We start from the raw sequence: 23,512 nt of genomic DNA, 5'->3' as shown, positions 1-23,512 counted from the left end.
TTAATTACAGCAACTTGTTTTGGGCGACCTGAGGCCGCTTCAGAGCTTGCGGTGCTTGAGCGCAGGCAGGCTTTCACGTACGTATTGTAGACGATGGGGGTCGATGTCGCCGATAACAAGGCCCTCGCCCTCCGGCAGGACGCTGATTATGTCGCCCCAGGGGTCGATCAGCATGGTGTGGCCCCAGGTACGGCGGCCGTTGACATGTTTGCCGCCTTGCGCGGAGGCAAGGATGTAGCATTGGTTTTCAATGGCCCGAGCGCGCAATAGCAGCTCCCAATGCGCCTCCCCGGTGGTATAGGTAAAAGCCGCCGGCACGACGATCAATGCGCAATCGCCCATGGCGCGATACAACTCGGGAAAACGCAGGTCGTAACACACCGACAAGCCGACCTTGCCGAACGGTGCATCAAAAGTCTGCACATCGTTGCCGTAGACGATGGTGCGCGCTTCGTCGTAAGCCTCTTCACCGCACACAAAACTGAACAGATGGATCTTGTCGTAGCGCGCGACTCGCTTGCCGGAAGGATCGTAGACCAGCGAAGTATTGAGTACCTTGCCCTCTTCGCCGGATGCCAAAGGCAGCGTACCGCCGATCAGCCAGATCTTGTGTTCGCGCGCGAGCGTCGCCATGAAATCCTGTATCTTGCCGGCGCTATCTTGCTCGGCATGGTCCAGCTTGACCTTTTCGTGCATGCCCATGATGGGCCAGTATTCGGGCAACAAGACCAATTGCGCGCCCTGCGCTGCAGCTTGTGCAACCAGTTTTCTTGCGGCGGCAAAGTTCTGTTCGACCTCAGGCGTCGACACCATTTGTATCGCCGCGACTTTGTAGGATTCGTTCATATCAGCCTCTACGGGAAATCGTTTCAGGACTCAAGTTACAAGCGCAGAACAGCAGAACACTGTTACTTGGCGACTGGCTTTGCGTTTGAATTTGTGCCCGCGTCGGCAGTGCGTTCCTGCTTGACCACCTGCGGATCAGCCCAGGATCCGGTTACATTGTATTCGAAGGTCAGCGTCTTCATCAGCGGGTTGCGCAGGAACAGCTGCGCCAGGAAAGTCCCCACGCCGACCACCGGATTGATCGCCAGCGCCACCAGCGAGGCGGTGCCCAGATTGACTTCGGGGATCACCACCAGATGCAGATTTTGCGTTTCCTTGGCGATATCAGCAGAACCATTCATCAGTACCGAAGCGGCAACACCGGTCATTTTCAGGTTGTCCGTCGTGGCGATGCCTTGTGCAATGGAAGCCGTGCCGACGATGTTGTCAAAGGCAAAACCTTCCGAGAACACATCACGGAAGTCCAACACCAACCGGCGCGGCAGCGCTTGCAGATTGAGCACGCCGAGCAACTTGGCAGCACCCGGATCCACCTTGAGGAACTGACCGGTATGCACGTCCATGTGCACCTGCCCGCTCAAGGTCGGAATGTCGAGCGAGAACGGTAGACCTTTCCAGCTGACATCACCATCCAGCTTGCCCTTGCCGCCACGCACCACGCCGAGGAAACCAAAACGCTCCAGCAGTTTGCCGGCGTCGTTGATGTCCAGCGCATAGGTCAGGTTGGACGTATTGTTCTTGCCGAAGGACATCCAGTTGCCGGCCGCGCGCAGCTCGGCATCGGGGTTAATCAGCGCCAGCTTGTTGATGCGCCATTCACTGCCCACGCTCACGCGTACATTGTTGGCGTTGAGCTCCAGCCGTCCCAGTTTTTTACCAAACAACTGAAAGTCTTCGGCAATGATATCCAGCGCGGGAATGCGGCTGACTGCATCGCTGTTGCTTTCCAACGTCTCATTGGCGTCGCCACCTGAGCCCTTCTGGATATTCAGCGTAGCCAGACGCGCCGTGACGCGCCCCATGCCGCGACCGCTGTTCGACTCATTCCAGGTGGCATAGCCAGTGGCCTGATCGGAGGCGATATTGACCTGCCAGCTCTTGCTCTGATGCGATGCGCCGATCACCACGTTGTCGAGTTTTTTGCCCATGGCCTTCATCTCGGTTGCCCGCAATGCCACCACATCAGGCTCAAGATAAGCACTCATTCCAGAGTCGGATGCAGCCTGCTCGTTACCGCCCGCTTTGCTGCCGTCCGGCTCTTTGGTCATGGCAGAGCGGAAAGCGGTCCACTCATCGATATTCATGGTCTTGGCGTTGGCGTACAGTGCCAAACCTTTGTCCGGTTGCGGCGCCGGCTGACCGATGCCGATGCCGCCGCTCAGCACTTGCCATTCAGCCTGATTGCCCAGCACTTTTTGTCGGCGATAGCGCGCCGACATGACGGAACCCAGCGACATGCGCAGTTCATCGCGCTGGATCAATGGATCACCGGAATTCATCCCCATGATTTCAAACTTCAGCGGCCAGCTTTCATTCGCCGATTTCTGCATCGGCATCGGCAGATTCAGCGCCAGTCCTTGCAAGTTTGATTCGATCGTAATTTCGGGCTGATGCTGACGCACCGCAATCGTCGCGCTGTATCGCGAAGCGCCATTCAAACGCTCCAGCAGGCGTTGCAGCGCAGGTTGCGGATAAGCCTTGCGCAAGCCATCGGCTGTCACCGAACCGTCGACTTTGACCAGGGTATTGCCATCGTGTTGCGTGCCACCGGCAACCGACACAGGCTCGTTCAAAAAGACACCCTTGATGCCGGTGATGTTAAAACCCTTTTCATTGAACTCCAGCTTGCCGTTGGTCCGATACACCGTCGGCAAACCTGCCAGCAGCGCAACATCGTTGTTCAAAAATTGCAGGGCGCCATCCACTTTGGCGTCCACCATGTGATGCAAAGGCAGTTGGAATTTCAGTTGCAGCTTGCCATTGCCGGTCGACTTGCTGTCTTCCGTGAAATTGCCGATCCAATGTGCAACGGGGCTGTCTTTGACGTAATACAAAAAGTCTTGCATTGTGCCGGCCGCATTGCCGTCAATCTCAAGCGATGATTCGGCGTTCAGCAAATCGGGAATCACGGCCTTCACATCGGACACGGCCACGCCATGTGTCTTGCCCGAATCAGCCAGAATCTCCAGACGCGTGCGATCAATGGAGACGGTGCCCTTCACGTCTTCGAGCAGCGGCCATTCTGGTGACTTGCCGTCCTTGCCGAGGCGCGTGGGCGCGTAGTTGATTTTCAGCTTCTCGAACTTGCCGGCCACCGTGAACTCGCCCTTCGGCTTGCTGCCGGACTTGGTATTGCGAAAAGGGAAATCCGCCATATCGCCCTTCAGTACGATATCGACATCGCTGGCGCGCCCATCCATCAAGGCGCCCGAAATCCAATCCGACGCCGGCTTGGCCGTATGCAGCGGCAGGAAACGTCCCAGTTTGTGCAAGTCGAATGTCGACAGTTTTGCTTTCATATCGATGACGCTAGACGACTTTCCTTGCAGCGGAATCAAATGTGTTCCGCTGAGCGTGCCGGCCATGTCGTCCTGTACAAACGCCATGCTGTCGAGATGGAACATCACGGCATCCGTCTTTTGCATCTCCCAATGACTGCTCAGATTGAGCGACGCAAATGGCAGATCCGGGTCCGCGAATACAGTCGGAAACTGCAGCACGAGATTCTGCGATGCCAGACTCAGCGTGCCGCCTTTTTCCGTCGCATCGATACGTCCGCTCAGATTGGAAAATCCTGGGATCGCCGGTGCGCCAGCACGACCGGGGTGCGTTGCCGTCTTCGGCACCGCCGGACGCGCCGCCTGTGGCAGCATGCCAAGACCGGTGAAATCACCGCGCAGACGATAGGATTGCACATCAGGATAGCCGCCCTCCCATTGCACGACAAAGTCCTTGAGCTGGCCGCGCGGCGACAGATCGCCGAGCAGTTTTTGCTGCGATGGCGTCAGCGGTAAACGCGCGCCCAGATTCGACAGCATTTCCAGATCCAGCAACTTCGCTTCCACACGCATCTTTTCGGGACGGAAGCGTGTGGACGGCTCAAATACTTCAGAAATCGTGGTCGGCGGCAACGTAAAACCATCCACGGTTTGCAACGAAAAATTGGTCAGCGTCAGCTTGTGACCGTTCGCTCCGAAAGTGGGTATGCCGTCCTGTAGATCGGGGGCATAAATCTCGCTACCGGAAATCCGACCGTTGACGCGCGCCAGCTGCAGCGGTTCGAGCTTTTTGTCCAGCCGCGCCGACAGATTCGACAAACTGACATCGGCGGTAAAGTTGGCGATCTTGGTGTGATCCAGATCCAGCCAAGCCCGCACCGAGCCCATACCTTGATTCAGCTCAAGCGGATAGTCGACGTAGGCTTTCCACACGGACAGATCGGTGTCGCGTACATCGGCGTACAAGGTCCCCTTCCAACGTGAGACGTCGGAGATTTTGCGTGAAAAGCTGGGATGATAAAAATTGGCGCGCACGTCGATCGGTGCAGCGTATGCGGCGGGAGGCGTTGCCTTCAGTGCAAGTTGATGCAGACGCCATTGATTGTGCAACACCAGATTGACATCAGTGAGCGCCAATTCAGGCGCACCACGCTTGTCGTCGCGCCAGCGGATCTTGCCGTCGCGGATAACGATTTCGCGTTGCGACAGCACCCAGTCGGCGCCACCGCTTTTATCCGAATCACCACTCGCCGGAATGCCGGCGATGAACAGTTTTCCTGCGGCATCGCGCAAGATCGACAGATCGGGATTGACGATAGTCAGGTTGTCAAAGCGTAGCTCGCCCACCAGCACCGTAGTCCATGACAATGTCGCGGATACTTTGGGCAATGCCAGCGCCGACTGTCCGGCCTGGTCGTGGATCACCACTTGCGTCAGTTCCAGCTGCGGACGCAGACCGTTCCACGAGGCGTCGATATCGGCGATGGTCACCGGACGGCCGATGGCCTTGGATGCGATTTTTTCGATGTTGCCTTTGTAGCGATCAATCTCCGGCAGAATGCCGTAGCGCAGTGTCAGAAACAGTGCGCAAAAAATGAAATACGCCAGGACCAACAACTTGAAGGTGATGCCGATCACGCAACGGGTAGCCGTGCTGAGATGGCAATAAGTCCCTCGCGCCGTGCTCCATGTTCTCCGCCACACCATGCGCCAGCCGGTAGCCGGGCGGTCAGTGGTCAAAGGAGCATCTTTTTGGTCTTCGGACATCAAGGGTCAGAGTAAAAACTCAATGTAGAATAAAACGATTAGCATCATCGCATGGAAGCAGCTTTTGACCTAGAGCCGCCACTGGCGTTCTCATAGGAAAAAAACCGGGCTTTACTATCTTTAACGCGCACTCAACTCATCATTCCCGACAATTTGTGACTATCTCCCTTCTCGACAGCACTGCAGCCTCCCGGTTCCTGACCCGCTGGGCCAACGCCAATACTGCCCGGCCCGGCCAGCTGGCAGAATTTTCCCAATTATCCTTGAACCGCGCGGTCTTTGAGCGCGCTTTGCAGGCTGATCTGGCCGCTTCTGCATCCAAAGGCGGCACAACCGCCACGGGTGCAGCCGCCTTGAACGGCCCCATGCGACGCCTGCGCAATCTGACGGTCTGTACGCTGATCGAACGCGATCTGACCGGCAAGGCAGATCTGGCCGAGGTGGTGCGCACCATGAGCGAATTCGCTGATTTTGCCGTCCAGACCCATCTCAGCGCCCTGATGCAGGAAATGACTGCCCTCTACGGCATGCCCATCGGCGAGGAAACCGGTAACGAACAGGAGCTGATCGTGCTCGGTATGGGCAAGCTGGGCGGCGGAGAACTGAACGTCTCGTCCGACATCGACCTCATCTTCGTCTATCCCGAGGATGGTGACACCCGCACGGATGCACCGGAGCAACGCTCACTCTCCAATCACGAGTTCTTTGTCCGGCTCGGAAAAAAACTGATCGCCGCCCTGTCGGAAATCACCGAAGACGGCTTCACCTTCCGTGTCGACATGGCGCTGCGTCCCAACGGGGCGTCCGGCCCGCTGGTGGCCAGCCATAACATGGTGGAAGAGTATCTGATCCGTCAGGGCCGGGAATGGGAACGCTACGCCTGGACCAAGGCACGCGCGCTGACAGGCAAGCCCGACGATATCGCTGCGCTGGAAGCCATCAGCCATCCTTTTATCTATCGGCGCTATCTGGATTTCGGTTCAATCGACGCCTTGCGCTCCATGCACGGCCAAATCCGTGCCGAAGTCACCCGCCAGGAATCGCTGCATCCGGAACGCAGCAATAACGTCAAGCTGGGTCGGGGCGGCATTCGTGAAGTGGAATTTGTGAGCCAGGTGTTCCAGTTGATCCGCGGCGGCCGTGATCCCGAACTGCGCGACCGCTCCACCCGTACCACCCTGCGCACGCTGGCCGACAAGGGCTTGCTGGAACCGGAGGTCGTGGCGCAATTGCTGGAGGCCTATACTTTCCTGCGCAATCTGGAACACCGCTTGCAGTATCTGGAGGATGCCCAGACGCATACTCTGCCGCCGAACGAAGACGACCAGAAGATCATTGCCAACATGATGGGCTTTGCCGATGTGGCAGCTCTGCTGGCAGCGTTGGAAGAACACCGTCGTATCGTCGCCCTGCAGTTCGACACCATCTTCAACGACAAGCAGGACAACGGCAATACCGACGGCGGCGATGGCACTAAAAACGGTGACAACACCTGCGATCTCGGTGATGGCGAAAGTGCCGAATCGATCGCTGCCACGCTGACTTCGCTGGGCTTCGACGACGTTGACACCGCTACCCAGCGCGTGCTGGCGACACTGCAATCGCCGCGCCTGCAATCCCTGCCGGAAGCCAGCCGCGCGCGCCTGATCGCGCTGATCAACGCGGCCCTGCCGATCATCGGCGCCATGCCCGACAAAAACTTGCCGACCTTGCGCCGCCTGCTGGATTTCTTCGAAGCGATTGCCCGCCGCGCCGCTTACCTGGCGCTGCTGACGGAATATCCCCACGCGCTGACACGCCTGATCCGCATGATCGCCGCCAGCGACTGGGCGGCAAAATACCTGACGCAACATCCCATTCTGCTCGACGAGCTGCTGGATGACCGTAACCTGAAAGCACCACCCGACTGGCCCGCTTTTGCCCAGGATTGCCAGCGCCAGCTCGACATTGCGCCGGGCGACACAGAACGCCAGATGGACATTCTGCGCGAAGTGCACCATGCGCAGTTGTTCCGCCTGCTGGCGCAGGATCTTGAAGGCGATCTGAGCGTCGAGCATCTGGCTGACCACTTGTCCGCGCTCGCCGATATTCTGGTCGCGGCCACCATTCAGGCGGTCTGGCAAACCATTGCCAACCGCCATCGCGAAACGCCGCAATTCACTGTCATCGCCTACGGCAAACTGGGCGGCAAAGAACTCGGCTATGTCTCCGACCTCGACGTCGTATTCCTCTACGACGACGACGATCAGGAAGCACCCGGCCTGTACGCCAAGCTGGCGCAGCGCTTCATCACCTGGATGACCTCGCACACGCCCGCCGGCACGCTGTTCGATATCGATATCGCCTTGCGTCCTGACGGCGCCAGCGGCTTGCTGGTGTCATCCTTCGCCACATTTGAAAAGTACCAGCGCACCTCAGCCTGGGTATGGGAACACCAGGCACTGACCCGTGCGCGCTATTGCGCCGGCGACAGCGCCATCGGCAATCGTTTCGAAGCCTTGCGCAAAGACCTGCTGCGCCAGGAGCGCGATCCGCAAAAGCTGACACAAGAAGTGCTCGGCATGCGCTTGAAGCTGCATCAGGCCCACCCGAACCACACCGCATTGTTCGATCTGAAACATGATGACGGCGGCATGATCGATATTGAATTCATCGTGCAGTTTTTAGTGCTGCGCCATGCGGCACAGTACGAAGCGCTGACCGACGACATTGGCAACATCGCCTTGCTGAAGCTCTGCGGTTCGCTGGGTCTGCTCGACGCCGCATTGGCTGATGAGGTTGCCAACGCCTATCGCCTGTTCCGCAAACTGCAGCATCAGATCCGGCTGCGCGGTGAAGAACGCGCCCGCACCACCATCGAACGCGTGCAGAAAGAAAGCGATGCCGTCAAACGGCTTTGGACGGAAGTGTTCGGCGGATAGAAATGAAAACGGCTGGTCTGCAAAGACCAGCCGTTTGATGCTGCCAGCACAACTACCGAAAAAAAGATCGTCAGAGCGCCGGTTTGACAGCCACCAGATTGATCAAGGTTTCTTCCCGGTCTGCCTTGGGCTTGATGCCGAGCGCACGCTCCATCAGGCCCAGATCGTCACGGCTCCACCACAGATAGGGGTAGGAGATCGATTTCGGCGCGACTTGAAAACCGGCGCTGCGCACCAGTGCCAGATATTCTTCCGCTGTCTTTTGCACTTCCATCGGATGACGAAACAGCAAGCGGATCATCCACGAATGGATATAGCGTTTGGTCGACTCGGCAAACAACAGAATACCGCCCGGCTTCAACACTCGGAAAAATTCCTGAATCGCTTCTTCCTGCTCAATCAGGTGATGGAAAGTCTGATGGCAAAACAGCAAATCGACGCTATTGTCTTCCAGCGTCATATGCGAGCTTGAACATTGGATGAGTTCGGCCTGGATGCCTTCTGCACTCGCCTCTTTGCCGGCGGCTTCCAGCATGGCTGGATCAATGTCCATACCGATCAGGCGTTGCGGCGCAAAGCGATCATGTAGCTTCTTCAGCGAACGCCCCCAACCACAACCCACATCGGCCACCACGGGATAAGACGGCAGGCGATTCGGAATCAAAGGCTCCAGATCCTTGAACGCACGCTCCAGCACATGCACAGTCCAGGTATGCGTTTGCAGAAACCAGATGCCGAAGGCGGTTTCGGGAACGTGCGGATGGCTCTCGGGAGAATTGACGATCAAAGGTGCGTTCATGTTTTTGTTGTCGTGCGTGAAGACGTGCATGATGCACTGCCTTACCGGGAAATGCAAAACATGCGCCATCATTCTCATCAGCATGTCGATAGGAGGACTGCGTTACACGCCTCCGATGTCCGGCATCGCCATGAAAAACGCCCCGACTGGCGGGGCGTCATGACAAAACAGCCGGCTGATCAGTCCCTGGTCAAATGCATCTTGTCGACACCAAGGATTGCCTGCTTATTTTTTGGAGGAACCGTCGTCGCGGTTTTTCCTGCTACTTTTGGAGTCGCTATCACTATCCTTGCTTTTAGCGGCATCTTTGTCTTTTTCGGCGCGCTCGCGTTCGCGGCGCTCACGGCGCGCGGCGCGATCATCTTTCGGTGCGTCCTTGGCGGCATCCGCTTCGGCATCCGGCTTGTCAGTCATCACCGGCGGAGGTGGAGTGACGGTCTGGATATTCTTGGCGGCCATGTATTCGTGCATATCCTTCCAGCCGGCGAAGATACCCGCCTTCAGGCTGTCCGGATTACGTTGATAGCAGTCTTCCAGGCTTTGCCCGGCTTGACGGCAGCCTGCACCCAGGGCGATGCCTTCGGCCTTGGCTTCTTCCGGTGTTTGCTTCGGTTTGCTGAAACTGGCGACGTAATCGCACGCGCTCAGCGCGAGGGTCAGCCCCACGACGGCAATCAGTTTGAGACCGCGACTACGCGCAGTTGCTCTTGAAGGTGACGATGATGACATTACATCCCTCGGTTATTTATTGTTAAATCGTCAATAAAAAAGGCTATCGCAAAACGGAGTTTGCAACAGCCTTTCCGGTACTAGGCAAGTCTTGGCAAGTCCCTGGCAAAGTCCGGCTATTGATCCGCCCAATGTATTTTCTTAGACAACGCCTGACAAGCATGCGATGAAAAGAAGCCCAATTAGGCCGGATCAATGAGAAATGCCCGAAAAATTCCTAGTTAAATGCCTTCAAAACTCCGATTATTTTGCCGAAACCAGCGCCACAGTCGTGTCCAGCATGCGGTTCGAGAAGCCCCATTCGTTGTCATACCACGACGAAACCTTGACCAGACGGCCGGAGACCTTGGTCAGGGTCGAGTCGAAGTTCGACGATGCAGGATTGTGGTTGAAGTCGACAGAAACCAGCGGCTCGGTGTTGTAAGTCAGGATACCCTTCAGCGGGCCGGCTTCGGAAGCGGCCTTCATGATGGCGTTGACTTCGTCCACAGTCGTGTCGCGTGCAGCAATGAACGACAGATCGACGATCGAGACGTTGATGGTCGGAACGCGAATCGCGTAGCCGTCCAGCTTGCCGTTCAGTTCTGGCAGCACCAGGCCGACTGCGGAAGCGGCACCGGTCTTGGCCGGGATCATCGACTGGGTAGCCGAGCGCGCGCGGCGCAGATCTTCGTGGTACACGTCAGTCAGCACCTGGTCGTTGGTGTAAGCGTGGACGGTCGTCATCAGACCGTTGACCAGACCGATTTTCTCGTGCAGAGGCTGAACCAGCGGCGCCAGGCAGTTGGTGGTGCACGATGCGTTGGAGATCACGGTGTCGCTGGCCTTCAGCACGCCGTGGTTGACGCCGAACACGACCGTCGCGTCCACATCCTTGCCGCCTGGTGCGGAGATGATGACTTTCTTTGCGCCGCCCTTCAGGTGAGCGCTGGCCTTTTCTTTTGTCGTGAAGAAGCCGGTGCATTCCAGCACGACGTCAACCTTCAGTTCGCCCCATGGCAGTTCTGCCGGGTTGCGTTGCGCCAGCACCTTGATGCGGTCGCCGTTGACGACGATGGAGTCGCCGTCGACTGTCACGGTGCCAGGAAACTTGCCGTGGGTCGTGTCGTATTGAGTCAGGTGGGCGTTGGTTTTTGGATCGCCCAGGTCATTGATGGCCACGATCTCGATGTCGTGTTTTTTACCGCCTTCGTAATGAGCGCGGAGGATATTGCGGCCGATACGGCCGTAGCCATTGATTGCAACGCGGATAGTCATGTTTTCTCCTTAAGAAACAGTAGTAATTTTGCCGATGGATTGGATGTCGCGCCAGCCGTAGGCGACTTCGATCAAATCCAATTCATCCCACTTGAAGGTCTGCTCTGCGAGTAGCAGCGCATCCAGATGCGCGTAAAAATCGCGCGCCTTTTTGTTTTGTGCCAGCACCCAGACCAGCATGTTGGGCGCACCTGCCGCGCCCAGTGTTGCAGCCACTTCGGTCAGCAAGCGGCGGCCGATGCCAGCGCGCTGAGCCGAGGGCAAAACATATAACGCCGTCAGTTCGGCATCGAAATCAAGCTTGCGTTCCGCCAGCGTGATACCGGCGGCGAAACCGACCAGCTCACCGTCAACTTCCGCCACATAGGTGCAAGCCGCATCGGACGCTGCGCTCAACACGCGCGTCCACATGCGCGTGCTGTCTTCTACCTTCATGCCGTCCAGATAAGCATCTGGAATCATGCCGCGATACGCTGCACGCCAGCTGTCAATGCGCACCTGAGCGATCAGAGCGGCATCGTCGACCGTCGCGCGCCGGACCGTTACCGGGCCGACGACGTTGGTGATGTCCGGGTCCCGATCTTTGTTCTGACCTTTGCCGGTCACGCTCATGCCAGGACCAGCTTGGCCTTGGCGACGACGTTTTCGACGGTGAAGCCGAAATGCTTGAACAGCACGCCTGCCGGAGCCGATTCACCAAAGGTGTCGATACCGACCACAGCGCCTTCCAGGCCGACATACTTGTGCCATGTCGAGGTCACGCCGGCCTCGATCGCCACGCGCGGCACGCCACGTTGCAGAACGCTTGCCTTGTAAGCCGCATCCTGACGGTCAAACACATCGGTACATGGCATCGACACGACGCGGGCCGCGATGCCTTGCGCTGCCAGTTCATCAGCTGCCTTGACCGCCAGTTCGATTTCCGAACCGGTAGCGATCAGGATCACCTTGGCGTCCTTGGCTTCTTTCAGGATATAGCCACCGCGCTTGATGTCAGCGACTTGTTCCGCAGTACGTTCCTGATACGGCAGATTTTGACGCGAGAAGATCAGCGTGCTCGGACCATCGTTGCGCTTGACTGCTTGTTCCCACGCGATAGCCGATTCGACTGTGTCGCATGGACGCCAGTTGTCCAGATTCGGGATCAGGCGCAGGCTCGAAACATGTTCCACCGATTGATGCGTCGGGCCGTCTTCGCCCAGGCCGATGGAGTCATGCGTGAACACGAACAGCGCACGGATCTGCATCAGCGCCGCCATGCGCAACGCATTGCGGCTGTAATCGGAGAAGGTCAGGAAGGTCGCGCCGAACGGGATGTAACCGCCATGCAAAGCGATACCGTTCATGATCGCGCTCATGCCGAATTCGCGCACGCCATAGTTGATATGGTTGCCGGCGACGTCGGCACGCACGGCCACGGATTCCTTCCAGTTGGTCAGGTTGGAACCAGTCAGATCGGCCGAACCGCCGAGGAATTCAGGCAGAACTTGGGCATACGCCTGAATCGCGTTCTGGCTGGCCTTGCGGGTGGCGATGGTTTCTTTCTTTTCGATGGTGCTGGCGATGTAAGCCTGCACCGCCGCATCGAAACCAGCCGGCAACTCGCCCTTCAGGCGACGCACCAGTTCAGCGGCTTCGGTTGGATACTTGGCCTGATAGGCCTGATACAGCTTGTTCCACTCGGCTTCCAGTTGCTGGCCTTGGGTCTTGCCGTCCCAGGCGGAATAGATGTCGGCAGGAATTTCGAACGGTGCAGAAGTCCAGCCCAGCGCTTCGCGCACGGCAGCAACTTCCTTGTCGCCTAATGCCGCGCCGTGAACCTTGTCGGTACCGGCCAGATTTGGCGAACCCTTGCCGATCACGGTCTTGCAGCAGATCAGCGTCGGCTTGTCGGCCAGCTTGGCTTGATGGATAGCGGAATTGACCGCTTCGACATTGTGACCATCGACGCCGGCAATAACGTTCCAGCCGTAGGCTTCAAAACGCTTCGGGGTGTCGTCCTTGAACCAGCCTTCGACCTTGCCATCAATGGAGATGCCGTTGTCGTCGTACAGCACGATCAGCTTGGACAGGCGCAGTGTGCCGGCCAGCGAGCAGGCTTCGTGCGAGATGCCTTCCATCAGGCAACCGTCGCCGACGAAAGCGTAAGTGTAGTGATCAACAACTGCCAGATCCGGCTTGTTGAATTCTGCAGCCAGCAGCTTTTCAGCCAGCGCCATACCGACGGCGTTGGTGACGCCCTGACCCAGCGGGCCGGTGGTGGTTTCCACGCCTGGGGTGATGTGGACTTCCGGATGGCCGGCGGTCTTGGAATGCAGTTGGCGGAAATTCTTGATTTCTTCCATCGACAGGTCGTAACCGGTCAGGTGCAACAAGGCGTATTGCAGCATCGAACCATGTCCGTTCGACAACACGAAACGGTCGCGGTTGGCCCATTGCGGATTGGTCGGATTGTGGCGATAGTGCTTGGCCCACAATGCGACTGCGATTTCCGCCATCCCCATCGGCGCGCCTGGGTGTCCTGAGTTTGCTTTTTGTACTGCGTCCATTGCCAGCGCGCGGATCGCGTTGGCCATCTTGTCGGTAGGGAGTGTGGAAGTCATGTCGATGTCAAAGAGTTGCGGATTGCGGTGTCGAATCATGTCGTTTTGATGGCTTCCGCGAGATAGCTGCGGTTTGCCGTCATTAACGCGCATTTCGAATGCCTTGCCGGTCGACCCGGATGAACTCCCGGACCAAGCCAGACTGAGCCAAGTATTTTACCAGACAGAAGCCCGAAGAATTAAAATCAAGCGTCGCCGCCAGGGCCAGAAAAGCATACCTGAAGGCAATTCCCGCTGATTTTTCGCGAATTCCCCTTTGGTTTGCGCTGCCTTGATCCACCACCGCGGCATCCAAGAATTGTTCATTTCACCGTTCTCACTCATCAGGACTTGTTGATCATGCCCCGCTTTTATTGCCCCGACCCGCTTGCCATCGGTACGACGCTTGCCCTGCCCGACCAGGTCGCGCATCACGTCCAGGTGATCCGCATGCAGGTCGGCAATCCGATTACGCTCTTCAATGGCGAAGGCGGCGAATACACCGCCGTCATTACCCAGATGGAAAAGAAACGCGTCTACGCCGAGGTCAAAACCTTTTCCCCGCGCGAAGCGGAGCTGTCCTACGCCATCACGCTGGCGCAAGCCTTGCCGGAAGCATCCAAAATGGACTGGATCATCGAAAAAGCCGTCGAACTCGGCGTCACTGCGATCCAGCCTCTGGCAGCACAGCGCTGCGTAGTGCGCCTCAACAGCGAGCGCGCCGAAAAGAAGCAAAGCCATTGGCAAGGCATCATCCACGCCGCCGCGGAGCAAAGCGGACGCAATCGCCTGGCGCAACTATCGCCGCTCACCGAATTCAACAGCTGGATTGCTCAGAGCGACCTGCACAAGCGCATCCTGCTGTCGCCGCGCGGCGAACAATCGCTGTCGGACTGGGCCCGCCATCATCCGGCGCAGGCGCTAAGCCTGATGGTTGGCCCGGAAGGTGGCTTTACCGATGCAGAAGAAAACCTCGCCTGCGACCATGGCGCGCTGATGCTATCCATGGGCCCGCGCGTGCTGCGTACCGAAACTGCCGGTCTCAGCGCCCTGGCGGCGATCAATGCAATCTGGGGCGAGATGTAAATAAGAGTAAAGGGAGAGCGACGAAGGTGGCATGGAAGCACCGAAAGCCGGGGCATCTCGACATCCTTCGACAACGCCGGAGAGCGGCAAACCGTTGTATCTGCTTGTTTTAACGTTGTTTCGGCCATCGCCTGCGAGAGTGCCGAAACGTATCCCTCATCACTTTTGATTCCGGAGAATTTCATGGGCTTATTCGACAGCGTACTTGGCGCACTCAATAACAATGCAGGCGATGCCGCCGACGCACCCGCCGACCCCAAGGCAGCATTGATTCAGGCGGTTTTGAGCCTGCTCGCCAACAATAACAATCAGTCCGGCGGCGCACTGGGCGGCTTGGGTGGTCTAGGCAGCATAGGCGGACTGGGAGGCCTGCTCGGCACGCTGCAAAACGCCGGACTCGGACAGATCGTCGACTCCTGGATCGGCAACGGCCAGAACCAGCCCGTCTCCGGCGACCAGGTTTCGCAGGCGCTGGGCGACGATCAACTGGGCGGTCTGGCACAAGCCACCGGCATTCCACAAGGCGACATCGCCGGTCATCTGGCGCAGATTCTTCCGGGTCTGGTTGATCATCTGACACCGAACGGTCAGGTGCCGGAGTCCGTCGGCGGCGATCTTGGTTCCGAAATCGGCAATCTGCTTGGTGGCTTTCTCGGCGGCAAGCCAACTTAAGCTTTCATCAGGTCACTTACCAATAGATAAGTGACCTGAGCTGATCCACGAAATGATCCGAAGTAGACCTGCACGAAAACCTGATGCAGGCACCAGTTTGGTATCCAAAGCTGCGCCAGACGAAAGCATGTGCCCCAGTTCGGATCACCGCTCTCCACATTCTTGGTCCCCCTCACTGCCCTCCTCCGCTTCACGCAACAATCGATGCGCCGCCACCAAACCAGCCATCCTATTGCGTTGCAGGCATTTTCGGACTGGTTTCCATCTCAAATAAGCGCCCAAAAATCTCCGCTGGCACAGTATCTGCTTAATGTTCTCAATCTTGTATTCAAGAATGAATATAAACATGTCAGCAAATACTCTACGCCAAAATTCCATCCAATCCCCACAACGGACGATCGCCGACGTATTGGCCTCGTACCGCGCCGGCAGCCTCACTCCCGGCAAACTGATTGGGGATCTGATCACACAAATAGAACACGCCGACCGCGATGAAATCTGGATCAGCCGTGTGCCTGCCAAGACGCTCAAGCAACAGGCGGCCGCGCTTGATCTGATGTTGCAAATCAAGGGCGAAGCGGTGTTCGAATCGCTGCCGTTGTTCGGCATCCCATTTGCGGTGAAAGACAACATCGACGTCGCCGACATGGCGACCACCGCCGCCTGCCCCGAATTCAGCCATGTGCCGCAAGTCAGCGCCACTGTGGTCGCCCGGCTGCAACAGGCTGGCGCACTGCTGGTCGGCAAAACCAATCTGGATCAGTTCGCCACCGGGCTGGTCGGCGTTCGCTCACCCTATGGCGCCGTGCGCAACTCGCTGCGGCCAGAATATGTTTCGGGCGGCTCAAGCTCCGGCTCGGCCGTTGCAGTCGCATTGGGGCAAGTCTTGTTTTCACTCGGCACCGACACTGCCGGCTCCGGCCGCGTACCAGCTGCCTTCAACAACCTGGTCGGGTTGAAACCGACGCGCGGCCTGCTCAGCGCCAGCGGCATGTTGCCGGCCTGTCGCACGCTGGACTGCATTTCTATTTTTGCGCATGACGTCGCCGACGCCTGGCGCGTGCTGCAAAGTGCGGCGGGATACGATGCAGGCGATGCCTATTCGCGCAGCCCGGTGATGCTCGGTGTGAAGCGCCGCGGCTATCGCATCGCCGTGCCGCAAAAACCGGAATTCTATGGCGACGACAACGCCAAACTGGCTTACGAACAAGCGCTGGAAAAGATCACTGCCCTGCCCGGCGTCAGCATCACGCGTATTCCTTTCGATGCATTCACCGATGCCGCGCAGTTGCTGTATCAAGGCCCGTGGGTCGCGGAACGCCGTGCGGCGCTAGGTGACTTCTTCGACACCCATAACGAAGCGATTCATCCGGTAGTCAGAGAGATCACCGGGCAGTCCGACAAGTTCGATGCGGTCGATGCTTTCAACGGCCAATACCGTCTGGCCGAACTGCGCCGCGAAGCCGAAACCCTGCTGCAAAACACCGACCTGCTGCTGGTGCCGACCACCACTACCATGCCGACCATCGCCGCAGTGGAAGCCGATCCCATCGTACGCAATTCGCAACTCGGCTACTACACCAATTTCGTCAATCTGATGGACATGGCCGCGCTGGCGATTCCAGCGGTGTGGCGCAAGGATGGTCTTCCGGCAGGGGTCACACTGATCGGCCCCGCAGGATCCGACCATCTGCTGGCGGAAGCCGGCGCGCAGTTCCAGCAATTGCTGGGCGGTGCAGCACAGGCCGATGCCGTGGCCGCCGCGCCGCTGCCTTTCAACGAAGCGACAGTCAAAGTCGGCGTGGTCGGCGCCCATCTGAGCGGCCAGCCGCTGAACTGGCAATTGCTGGAAGCCGGTGCACGCCTGCATGCCAGCACCACCACCAGCAAACACTATCGCCTCTATGCACTCGCCAACACGACACCGGCCAAGCCGGGATTGGTCCGCATCAATAGTGCAAATGGCGACGACGGCGCCGCCATTCTCACCGAAGTCTGGGAAATGCCGGTGCGCAATTTCGGCAGCTTCGTCGCCGCGATTCCGGCACCGCTGGGCATCGGCACCATGGAGCTGGCCGACGGCAGCAGCGTCAAGGGTTTCATCTGCGAACCGGCGGCACTCGACAACGCACGCGACATCACCGGCTACGGCGGCTGGACCGCCTATCTCGCCGCAAAGATCTGACCACGTTTTCACACTTATTTCCGCCCCCACCTCACGGAGCCAGCATGAAAAAGACAGCACACCCGAACACGACAAATAGCAATGCAGCACAAGCTGAATTGCAGGCTGAATCGGTGGTTGAACAGGGGGTTGAGTCTAGGCAGCGCCGCCGCTTTCTCGGCACCGCCGGCACGGTCGCGACGACGCTGGCGTTGGGCGGTGCACCGGCCATTTTGCGCGCGCAGACTGTTCCAATCCGCATTGGCTACTGGCCTGTCGCAGCTGGCCTGCCCTTCTATGCAGCAGTGGAAGCCGGTTACTTTAAAGAAGCCGGTCTGGACGTACAGCCGATCAAATTCGCCGGTGCGCAGCAAGTCATGGAAGCCATGCTGTCCGGTCGTGCCGATGGTTCGGCCAACGGCACCGGCGCCGGCAACCTGGCCATCGGTGAGATCGCTCAGCCAGGTCTGTTCAAGATCTTCGCGACCAATCCGAGCAATGCGCAATACGTGCTCGACGAGTTCCTCGTACCGAAGGACAGCACGATCAAATCGATCACCGAGCTCAAGGGCAAGAAGATCGCCTCCGGCCCCGGCATTCAGAACGTCACGCTGGCCAAGACTGTGCTCGAACGCGCGGGCGCCACCGGAGCGACCGTGATCGAACTGCCGATCGGCCAGCACGTCGCTTCGCTCGCCGCCGGTCAGGTCGACGCCGTCTACACGCTGGAACCGACCGGCACCATCGGCCGCATGAACAACACCACCCGTGTGCTGGAAGCCGGCGTCATTGCCAAGTACATCCTCGGCAATCCGAGCGCGCCATGGCATGGTGGTGCGGCAGCGCTGACCACAGACTTCATCAAGAAGCATCCTGTGGAAACCAAAAAATACATCGCCGCCTATACCCGTGGCATCGAGTTGATCCGCAAGACACCGGACAAGGCGCGTCCTTACCTCAAGGGCTACACCGCCATCGAAGGCTCGCTTACCAATGAAGTGCCGCTGGCTTCCTACATGCTCTACAACGAGTTCAAGGCCAGCGACGTTGCCTACTTCCAGAAGTTCTATGACCTGTTCGTCGACAAGGGCATCTTCGCCTCGCGCGTGATGGTGGATTCACTTCTTTATAAGGGTTGATCATGGCTGACTCCCTCACTGCCAACGGCGCCAATGGAGCAACTAAGCCGGATACCGCAACCGCTCCGGCGGCTGAAATCAAAGTAGCGCCGGCTGCCAAGAAACGCCGCACGCCGCCATCGTTCGGCAAGCTCCTGCCTATCGTCGGCCCGATTGCTCTGTTCATCATCTGGGATCTGGTCGTACGTGCCGGCTGGATCAAGGCAATCCTGCTGCCCACGCCTGCAGCGACGCTGATCACGCTGGTCAATGGTCTGGCCGGCGGCCCGCTGCTGACAGATTTTCTGGTGACGGTAATGCGCACGCTGGAAGCCTTCGTCATTGCCGCAGTGGTCGGCGTGCCGCTCGGTGTTCTGCTAGGCAGCAACGAGCGCGCCTATCGCAGTGTGGAGTTCCTGATCGATTTTTTCCGCTCGACGCCTTCGTCGGCACTGATCCCGCTGTTCCTGCTGATCTTTGGCGTGTCGGACATCAACAAGGTCGCCATCGCTGCCTTCGGCGCGTTGCTGATCGTGCTGTTCAACAGCGCCTACGGCGTGCTCAATGCCCGCAAACAGCGCGTCATGGCGGCCAAGGTCATGGGTGCGTCGCGCTGGCAGATCTTCAAGGATGTGCTGCTGTGGGAAAGCCTGCAACCGACCTTCGTCGGTCTGCGCAGCGCGGTGTCGATGGCGCTGGTGATTGTGATCGTGGCCGAGATGTTCATCGGCTCCGAAAATGGTCTTGGCCACAAGATCATCGACGCGCAGCAAGTATTGAACGTACGCGAAATGTATGCCGCGATCCTGGCTGCCGGCGCGCTCGGTTATGCGCTGAATGTGGTCTTCATCGTGATTGAAAAACGTATCGTCCATTGGAGCGGAAGATGAGCGTCGTTATTTCCCCAAAATTGAAATATGAAGAGCCCGTCGTTCCTTTCGTTCCAGGTCCACCCGGCACGCACATCACGATCCGCGGTCTGACCAAATATTTCGCCGGCTGGCCGCTGTATGAGGATTTCAATCTCGACATCCCGAAGAACAAGATCGTCTCGGTGTTCGGCCCCAACGGCTGCGGCAAGTCGACGCTGATCAACATGATCGCCGGCTTGATTCCGATCGACTCGGGCCAGATCCTGTTCGACGGCAAATCGCTGGCCGACACCAAGATCGGCTACGTCTTCCAAAACTACCGCGAAGCCATGTTCCCGTGGTTGCGCACCATCGACAACATCGCCTATCCCTTGAAGCTGGAAGGCAAATCCAAGGTCGAGATCAACCGCCGTGTGGAAGAACTGGTCGCCTCCTTCGACGTCAAGTTCGACCTCAACCGCTATCCGTACGAGATGTCCGGCGGCCAGCAACAGACCGCCTCCATCATGCGTGCACTGGCGCCGGGGCCGGAGGTGCTGTTCCTCGACGAACCGTTCTCTGCACTCGACTTCGAGATGACGCTGTTCATCCGCGAAAAGCTGCAGGAAGTTTTTATGCAGACCGGCACCACCATGATGCTGGTCTCGCACGATCTGGAAGAAGCGGTCTACCTCGCCGACGAGATTCTGCTGTTGACCAAGCGTCCGACCAAGGTGGCACACATCCTGCATTACGACGATGCCCGTCCGCGCACGGTGGAGACGCTGACGCAGCCACGCTTCATCGAAGCCAAGAAGATGAGCCTCGACATTTTCCAGACTGAAGTCCGGCGCGAGGCTACGGCCCAGCCGCCGAAATAATCCGCTACAGAATTTTTTGCACCACTTTGCCAACAACACCACCAACGTTTCCCTGACTGGAGCCAAAGATGAACAACCGTCGTGACTTTCTCAAATTGACCGGTGCCGCTGCACTGGGCGCAGCATTTCCGCTGGACCTGCTGGCTGCTGCACCGTTAACGGTCGGCTTCATCTACGTCGGTGCGCGCGACGATTTCGGCTACAACCAGTCGCATGCGCAGGCTGCCGCCATCATCAAGAAAATGCCTGGCATCAAGGTCATCGAAGAAGAGAAAGTGCCTGAAACCGTGGCTGTGCAAAAAACCATGGAAGCCATGATCCAGCAGGACGGCGCTTCGCTGATCTTCCCGACTTCGTTTGGCTACTTCGATCCGCACGTGCTGAAAGTCGCAGAGAAATATCCCAAGGTGCGCATCGCCCACTGCGGCGGTCTGTGGACTGCCGGCAAGCATCCGATGAACGTCGGCAGCTTCTTCGGCTACATCGAAGAGTGCGAATACCTGTCCGGCGTGGTTGCCGGACACATGAGCAAATCCAAGAAGCTGGCCTTCATCGCCGCCAAGCCGATTCCACAAGTGCTGCGCAATATCAACGCCTTCACGCTGGGCGCGCAGTCGGTTGATCCATCCATCACCACGCATGTGATCTTCACCGGCGACTGGTCGCTGCCGGTCAAGGAAGCCGAAGCCGCCAACAGCCTGATTGATCAGGGTTGCGACGTCATCACCTGCCACGTCGACGGCCCCAAGGTCATCGTTGAAACCGCAGAGAAGCGCGGCATCATGACCTGCGGCTATCACGCCAGCCAGGCTGCACTCGCCCCCAAGGGCTACCTCACCGGCGCCGAGTGGAACTGGGCCACACCGTACACAGAAATCGTCAAGGCCACGCTCGAAGGCAAGCCGATGATCAACTTCCTGCGCGGCGGCCTGAAGGACAACTTCGTCAAGATGTCGCCCTATGGCACCAACGTCAGCGCAGCGGCCAAGAAGAAGGCCGACGATGTGAAGGCGCAGATGCTGGCCGGTAAGTTCCAGATCTTCAAGGGCCCGATCAAGGACAACAAGGGTGCGATCGTGATCCCGGCCGGCACGACGCAGGCGCAGACTGATGTCGCGCTGGAGAAGATGAATTATCTGGTGGCGGGCGTCGTCGGTCAGGTATGAAAACTGCTTAGTGCAATGTGAACCGGCAGCGCGTCGCTGCCGGCTTATTTTCTCACCCTTTTTCGCTCTTTTCTCGCCCTTCATTGTTCATCATCGTTCACAGATCACCATGACCACACACGACCGCGCGGAAAACAGTGCTTTCACTTTACGGCTCAAGGCCCGTGTCGCCGTCACGCTGGCGCCGGTATTGCCGACGCTGTGCGCACTGAGCGGCGCACTGTTGCTGTTCGTGTTGTTTCTTCTGGTGCAGGGCAAGCCCGCTACCGAAGCTTGCCTGCTGATCTTCCAGGGCGCCTTCGGCTCCATGTTCGCCTGGCAGAATACCTTGCAACGCGCCGCGCCCTTGCTGTTGACCGCGCTGTGCGTAGCGCTGCCGGCACGCGTCGGTCTGATCGTCATTGGCGGTGAAGGCGCGCTGGCGATGGGTGGATTGTTTGCCGCCGTGCTTCCCTCTTTTTTACCCGTGCTGTCTCCTTGGATCATGCTGCCGGCCATGGCTATCGTTGCCATGATCGCCGGCGGACTCTGGATCGCGCTGTGTGGCGCTCTACGCCAATGGCGCGGTGTCAACGAAACTATCTCCAGCCTGCTGCTTTCCTATATCGCGGTGGCGCTGTTCAAACATCTGGTCGAAGGTCCGCTGCGCGATCCGGCCAGTCTCAACAAACCGTCGACAGTGCCACTGCCGGAGGCCTATTTGATCAATCCGTTGCCCGGCCTCGACGTGCACTGGGGATTGGTGTGGGGTGCGCTGGCTTGCGTGGCGGCGTGGATATTCCTGCGCCATAGCGTGACCGGCTTCGCCATGGCAATTGCCGGCGGCAACGGCCGCACAGCACGCCTGGTCGGTCTGCCGGTCAATCGTCTGGTCGTGATCGCCTGCGCAATGGGTGGCGCAGCAGCGGGTCTGGCCGGCATGTTTGAAGTCACTGCCGTGCACGGCAGCGCCAATAGCGCGCTACTCGCAGGCTACGGATTCAGCGGCATTCTGGTGGCCTTTGCGGCGCGCCAAAATCCACTTGCCATCATCGTCTGCGCCGTCGTCATCGGCGGCGTCGAAGCCAGCGGCAGCTTGCTGCAACGCCGCCTCGATCTGCCCGACGCCACCACGCTGGTATTACAGGGACTGCTGTTCTGCAACCTGCTGGCGTGGGAAGCCATCACCGGTCGTCTCGGCGCGCTGAAGACGCGCTGGCAGCAACAGGCGCAACCCTTGCCGACAACAGTCGCGGAGACCAGCCATGTCTGATTTCGATTTCACCACGCTGCTGCTGGCCTTGTTCGCCGGCGCAATCCGGGTCGGGACCCCCTTCCTCTTCGTGAGTCTGGGCGAATGCCTGACCGAAAAAGGCGGCCGCGTAAACCTCGGTCTGGAAGGTATCCTCGTTTGCGGCGCGATGACCGGTTACGCCGTGTCTTTCTTCTCCGGCTCGGCCTGGCTGGGCGTGTTGGCGGCGGGCGTCTCCGGCATGTTGCTCGGCACCTTGCACGGACTGGTGTGTTCGCTACCGCGCGTCAATGACATCGCCTTTGGCATCGCGCTGATGCTGCTCGGCACCGGCCTCGCATTCTTCCTCGGCAAACCTTTCATCCAGCCGCAGGCGACGATGCTGCCGTCGATCGATCTCGGTAGCTGGAGCAGCAATCCTCAGATCCATCATGCGCTGCAGATCAATGCGCTGTTCCTGATCGGCGTGCTGCTGGCGGCCGCCTTGCAATGGGGCTTGTCGAGCACGAGTTGGGGATTGGCTTTGCGTTTGGTCGGCGACCATGCCGAGACCGCGCGCGCGCTTGGCTATCGCATCAATCTGACGCGCATCATCGCCACGGCCTGCGGCGGTTTTCTGGCGGCGGTCGGCGGCGCTTATCTTTCGCTCTATTACCCCGGCAGCTGGAATGAAGGCCTATCCAGCGGGCAAGGCCTGATGGCGGTGGCGCTGGTAATTTTCGCGCGTTGGCAGCCGATGCGTTGTCTGCTGGCGGCGCTGCTATTCGGCGCTGCCGGCGCACTCGGCCCGGCCTTGCAGGCGGTCGGCGTGACCTCGGGCTACTACCTCTTCAACGCCGCACCATACGCGCTGACCTTGCTGATCATGATCATTACCTGCCGCCCCGACCGTACGCTGTCGAGCGCGCCGGGCGAACTCAGCCTTACCAGATAAATCAGGAGAA

General features: G+C 58.7%; 18 protein-coding genes. 10 read left to right on the top strand and 8 right to left on the bottom strand.

What is annotated here, in order from left to right; genetic code table 11:
• Positions 1–39: 39 nt before the first annotated feature.
• Positions 40–846 (bottom strand): carbon-nitrogen hydrolase family protein, encoded by an 807-nt coding sequence (locus PQR63_RS10275; protein WP_408167762.1) that lies wholly within the window; start codon positions 844–846, stop codon positions 40–42.
• A gap of 62 nt (positions 847–908) precedes the next feature.
• On the bottom strand, positions 909–5,084 hold the full coding sequence (locus tag PQR63_RS10270) for a YhdP family protein (RefSeq protein ID WP_408167761.1): 4,176 nt from the start codon (positions 5,082–5,084) through the stop codon (positions 909–911).
• 182 nt (positions 5,085–5,266) lie between these two features.
• On the opposite strand from PQR63_RS10270, the gene glnE reads away from it, so the two are divergent.
• Positions 5,267–8,032, top strand: coding sequence for a bifunctional [glutamate--ammonia ligase]-adenylyl-L-tyrosine phosphorylase/[glutamate--ammonia-ligase] adenylyltransferase (gene glnE / locus PQR63_RS10265; protein ID WP_408167760.1), 2,766 nt, complete (start codon positions 5,267–5,269; stop codon positions 8,030–8,032).
• 70 nt (positions 8,033–8,102) lie between these two features.
• Here the strand turns inward: glnE and PQR63_RS10260 are convergent, their stop codons facing one another.
• From PQR63_RS10260 to PQR63_RS10235, 6 genes are all read right to left on the bottom strand, one after another.
• Positions 8,103–8,831: a class I SAM-dependent methyltransferase gene (locus PQR63_RS10260; protein ID WP_408167759.1), complete on the bottom strand. Its 729-nt coding sequence runs from the start codon at positions 8,829–8,831 to the stop codon at positions 8,103–8,105.
• Between the two features lie 225 nt (positions 8,832–9,056).
• A complete protein-coding gene (locus PQR63_RS10255; protein ID WP_408167758.1) occupies positions 9,057–9,560 on the bottom strand; it encodes a hypothetical protein in 504 nt (167 codons plus the stop codon).
• A gap of 243 nt (positions 9,561–9,803) precedes the next feature.
• Positions 9,804–10,817 carry a type I glyceraldehyde-3-phosphate dehydrogenase gene (gene gap, locus PQR63_RS10250; RefSeq protein WP_408167757.1) on the bottom strand — a complete coding sequence of 338 codons (1,014 nt, stop codon included), beginning with the start codon at positions 10,815–10,817 and terminating at the stop codon, positions 9,804–9,806.
• Positions 10,818–10,826: 9 nt separating this feature from the next.
• Positions 10,827–11,429 carry a GNAT family N-acetyltransferase gene (locus PQR63_RS10245; RefSeq protein ID WP_408167756.1) on the bottom strand — a complete coding sequence of 201 codons (603 nt, stop codon included), beginning with the start codon at positions 11,427–11,429 and terminating at the stop codon, positions 10,827–10,829.
• On the bottom strand, positions 11,426–13,420 hold the full coding sequence (gene tkt, locus PQR63_RS10240) for a transketolase (protein ID WP_408167755.1): 1,995 nt from the start codon (positions 13,418–13,420) through the stop codon (positions 11,426–11,428). The genes PQR63_RS10245 and tkt overlap by 4 nt, the downstream gene beginning before the upstream one ends.
• 82 nt (positions 13,421–13,502) lie before the next feature.
• A complete protein-coding gene (locus PQR63_RS10235) occupies positions 13,503–13,715 on the bottom strand; it encodes a hypothetical protein (protein ID WP_408167754.1) in 213 nt (70 codons plus the stop codon).
• 44 nt (positions 13,716–13,759) lie between these two features.
• Between PQR63_RS10235 and PQR63_RS10230 the strand changes: the two genes are divergently transcribed.
• The 9 genes from PQR63_RS10230 to PQR63_RS10190 all read left to right on the top strand — a co-directional run bounded on the left by PQR63_RS10230 (position 13,760) and on the right by PQR63_RS10190 (position 23,502).
• Positions 13,760–14,485 carry a 16S rRNA (uracil(1498)-N(3))-methyltransferase gene (locus PQR63_RS10230; RefSeq protein ID WP_094566179.1) on the top strand — a complete coding sequence of 242 codons (726 nt, stop codon included), beginning with the start codon at positions 13,760–13,762 and terminating at the stop codon, positions 14,483–14,485.
• A 183-nt stretch (positions 14,486–14,668) separates the two neighbouring features.
• Positions 14,669–15,157, top strand: a complete 489-nt coding sequence (locus PQR63_RS10225) for a YidB family protein (RefSeq protein WP_408167752.1) — start codon at positions 14,669–14,671, stop codon at positions 15,155–15,157.
• A 346-nt stretch (positions 15,158–15,503) separates the two neighbouring features.
• Positions 15,504–17,342, top strand: coding sequence for an allophanate hydrolase (atzF, locus tag PQR63_RS10220; protein WP_408167750.1), 1,839 nt, complete (start codon positions 15,504–15,506; stop codon positions 17,340–17,342).
• A 44-nt stretch (positions 17,343–17,386) separates the two neighbouring features.
• Entirely contained in the window at positions 17,387–18,460 is a 1,074-nt protein-coding gene (locus PQR63_RS10215; protein WP_408167749.1) for an ABC transporter substrate-binding protein, read from the top strand.
• Between the two features lie 2 nt (positions 18,461–18,462).
• On the top strand, positions 18,463–19,329 hold the full coding sequence (locus tag PQR63_RS10210; RefSeq protein WP_408167748.1) for an ABC transporter permease: 867 nt from the start codon (positions 18,463–18,465) through the stop codon (positions 19,327–19,329).
• Entirely contained in the window at positions 19,326–20,171 is an 846-nt protein-coding gene (locus PQR63_RS10205) for an ABC transporter ATP-binding protein (RefSeq protein ID WP_408167747.1), read from the top strand. The genes PQR63_RS10210 and PQR63_RS10205 overlap by 4 nt, the downstream gene beginning before the upstream one ends.
• 68 nt (positions 20,172–20,239) lie before the next feature.
• Positions 20,240–21,337 (top strand): BMP family ABC transporter substrate-binding protein, encoded by a 1,098-nt coding sequence (locus PQR63_RS10200; protein ID WP_408167746.1) that lies wholly within the window; start codon positions 20,240–20,242, stop codon positions 21,335–21,337.
• A 109-nt stretch (positions 21,338–21,446) separates the two neighbouring features.
• Positions 21,447–22,589: an ABC transporter permease gene (locus PQR63_RS10195; protein ID WP_408167745.1), complete on the top strand. Its 1,143-nt coding sequence runs from the start codon at positions 21,447–21,449 to the stop codon at positions 22,587–22,589.
• Complete coding sequence (locus tag PQR63_RS10190) at positions 22,582–23,502, top strand: ABC transporter permease (protein WP_408167744.1); 921 nt, start codon at positions 22,582–22,584, stop codon at positions 23,500–23,502. The genes PQR63_RS10195 and PQR63_RS10190 overlap by 8 nt, the downstream gene beginning before the upstream one ends.
• The last annotated feature ends 10 nt before the right edge of the window (positions 23,503–23,512 follow it).

This window comes from Herbaspirillum rhizosphaerae (genome assembly GCF_046025915.1).
In the GTDB taxonomy this organism is placed as follows: domain Bacteria; phylum Pseudomonadota; class Gammaproteobacteria; order Burkholderiales; family Burkholderiaceae_D; genus Herbaspirillum; species Herbaspirillum rhizosphaerae_A.
Note: the sequence above shows the minus strand (reverse complement) of the source record. Positions and strands in the feature narration are given on the sequence as shown.

Excerpts from the sequence above, each read along its gene's own strand:
- PQR63_RS10275 (WP_408167762.1), bottom strand. The coding sequence starts at position 846 with ATGAACGAATCCTACAAAGTCGCGGCGATACAAATGGTGTCGACGCCT.
- PQR63_RS10260 (WP_408167759.1), bottom strand. The coding sequence starts at position 8,831 with ATGAACGCACCTTTGATCGTCAATTCTCCCGAGAGCCATCCGCACGTT.
- PQR63_RS10255 (WP_408167758.1), bottom strand. The coding sequence starts at position 9,560 with ATGTCATCATCGTCACCTTCAAGAGCAACTGCGCGTAGTCGCGGTCTC.
- gap (WP_408167757.1), bottom strand. The coding sequence starts at position 10,817 with ATGACTATCCGCGTTGCAATCAATGGCTACGGCCGTATCGGCCGCAAT.
- PQR63_RS10245 (WP_408167756.1), bottom strand. The coding sequence starts at position 11,429 with ATGAGCGTGACCGGCAAAGGTCAGAACAAAGATCGGGACCCGGACATC.
- tkt (WP_408167755.1), bottom strand. The coding sequence starts at position 13,420 with ATGACTTCCACACTCCCTACCGACAAGATGGCCAACGCGATCCGCGCG.
- PQR63_RS10230 (WP_094566179.1), top strand. The coding sequence starts at position 13,760 with ATGCCCCGCTTTTATTGCCCCGACCCGCTTGCCATCGGTACGACGCTT.
- PQR63_RS10225 (WP_408167752.1), top strand. The coding sequence starts at position 14,669 with ATGGGCTTATTCGACAGCGTACTTGGCGCACTCAATAACAATGCAGGC.
- atzF (WP_408167750.1), top strand. The coding sequence starts at position 15,504 with ATGTCAGCAAATACTCTACGCCAAAATTCCATCCAATCCCCACAACGG.
- PQR63_RS10215 (WP_408167749.1), top strand. The coding sequence starts at position 17,387 with ATGAAAAAGACAGCACACCCGAACACGACAAATAGCAATGCAGCACAA.
- PQR63_RS10210 (WP_408167748.1), top strand. The coding sequence starts at position 18,463 with ATGGCTGACTCCCTCACTGCCAACGGCGCCAATGGAGCAACTAAGCCG.
- PQR63_RS10205 (WP_408167747.1), top strand. The coding sequence starts at position 19,326 with ATGAGCGTCGTTATTTCCCCAAAATTGAAATATGAAGAGCCCGTCGTT.
- PQR63_RS10200 (WP_408167746.1), top strand. The coding sequence starts at position 20,240 with ATGAACAACCGTCGTGACTTTCTCAAATTGACCGGTGCCGCTGCACTG.
- PQR63_RS10195 (WP_408167745.1), top strand. The coding sequence starts at position 21,447 with ATGACCACACACGACCGCGCGGAAAACAGTGCTTTCACTTTACGGCTC.
- PQR63_RS10190 (WP_408167744.1), top strand. The coding sequence starts at position 22,582 with ATGTCTGATTTCGATTTCACCACGCTGCTGCTGGCCTTGTTCGCCGGC.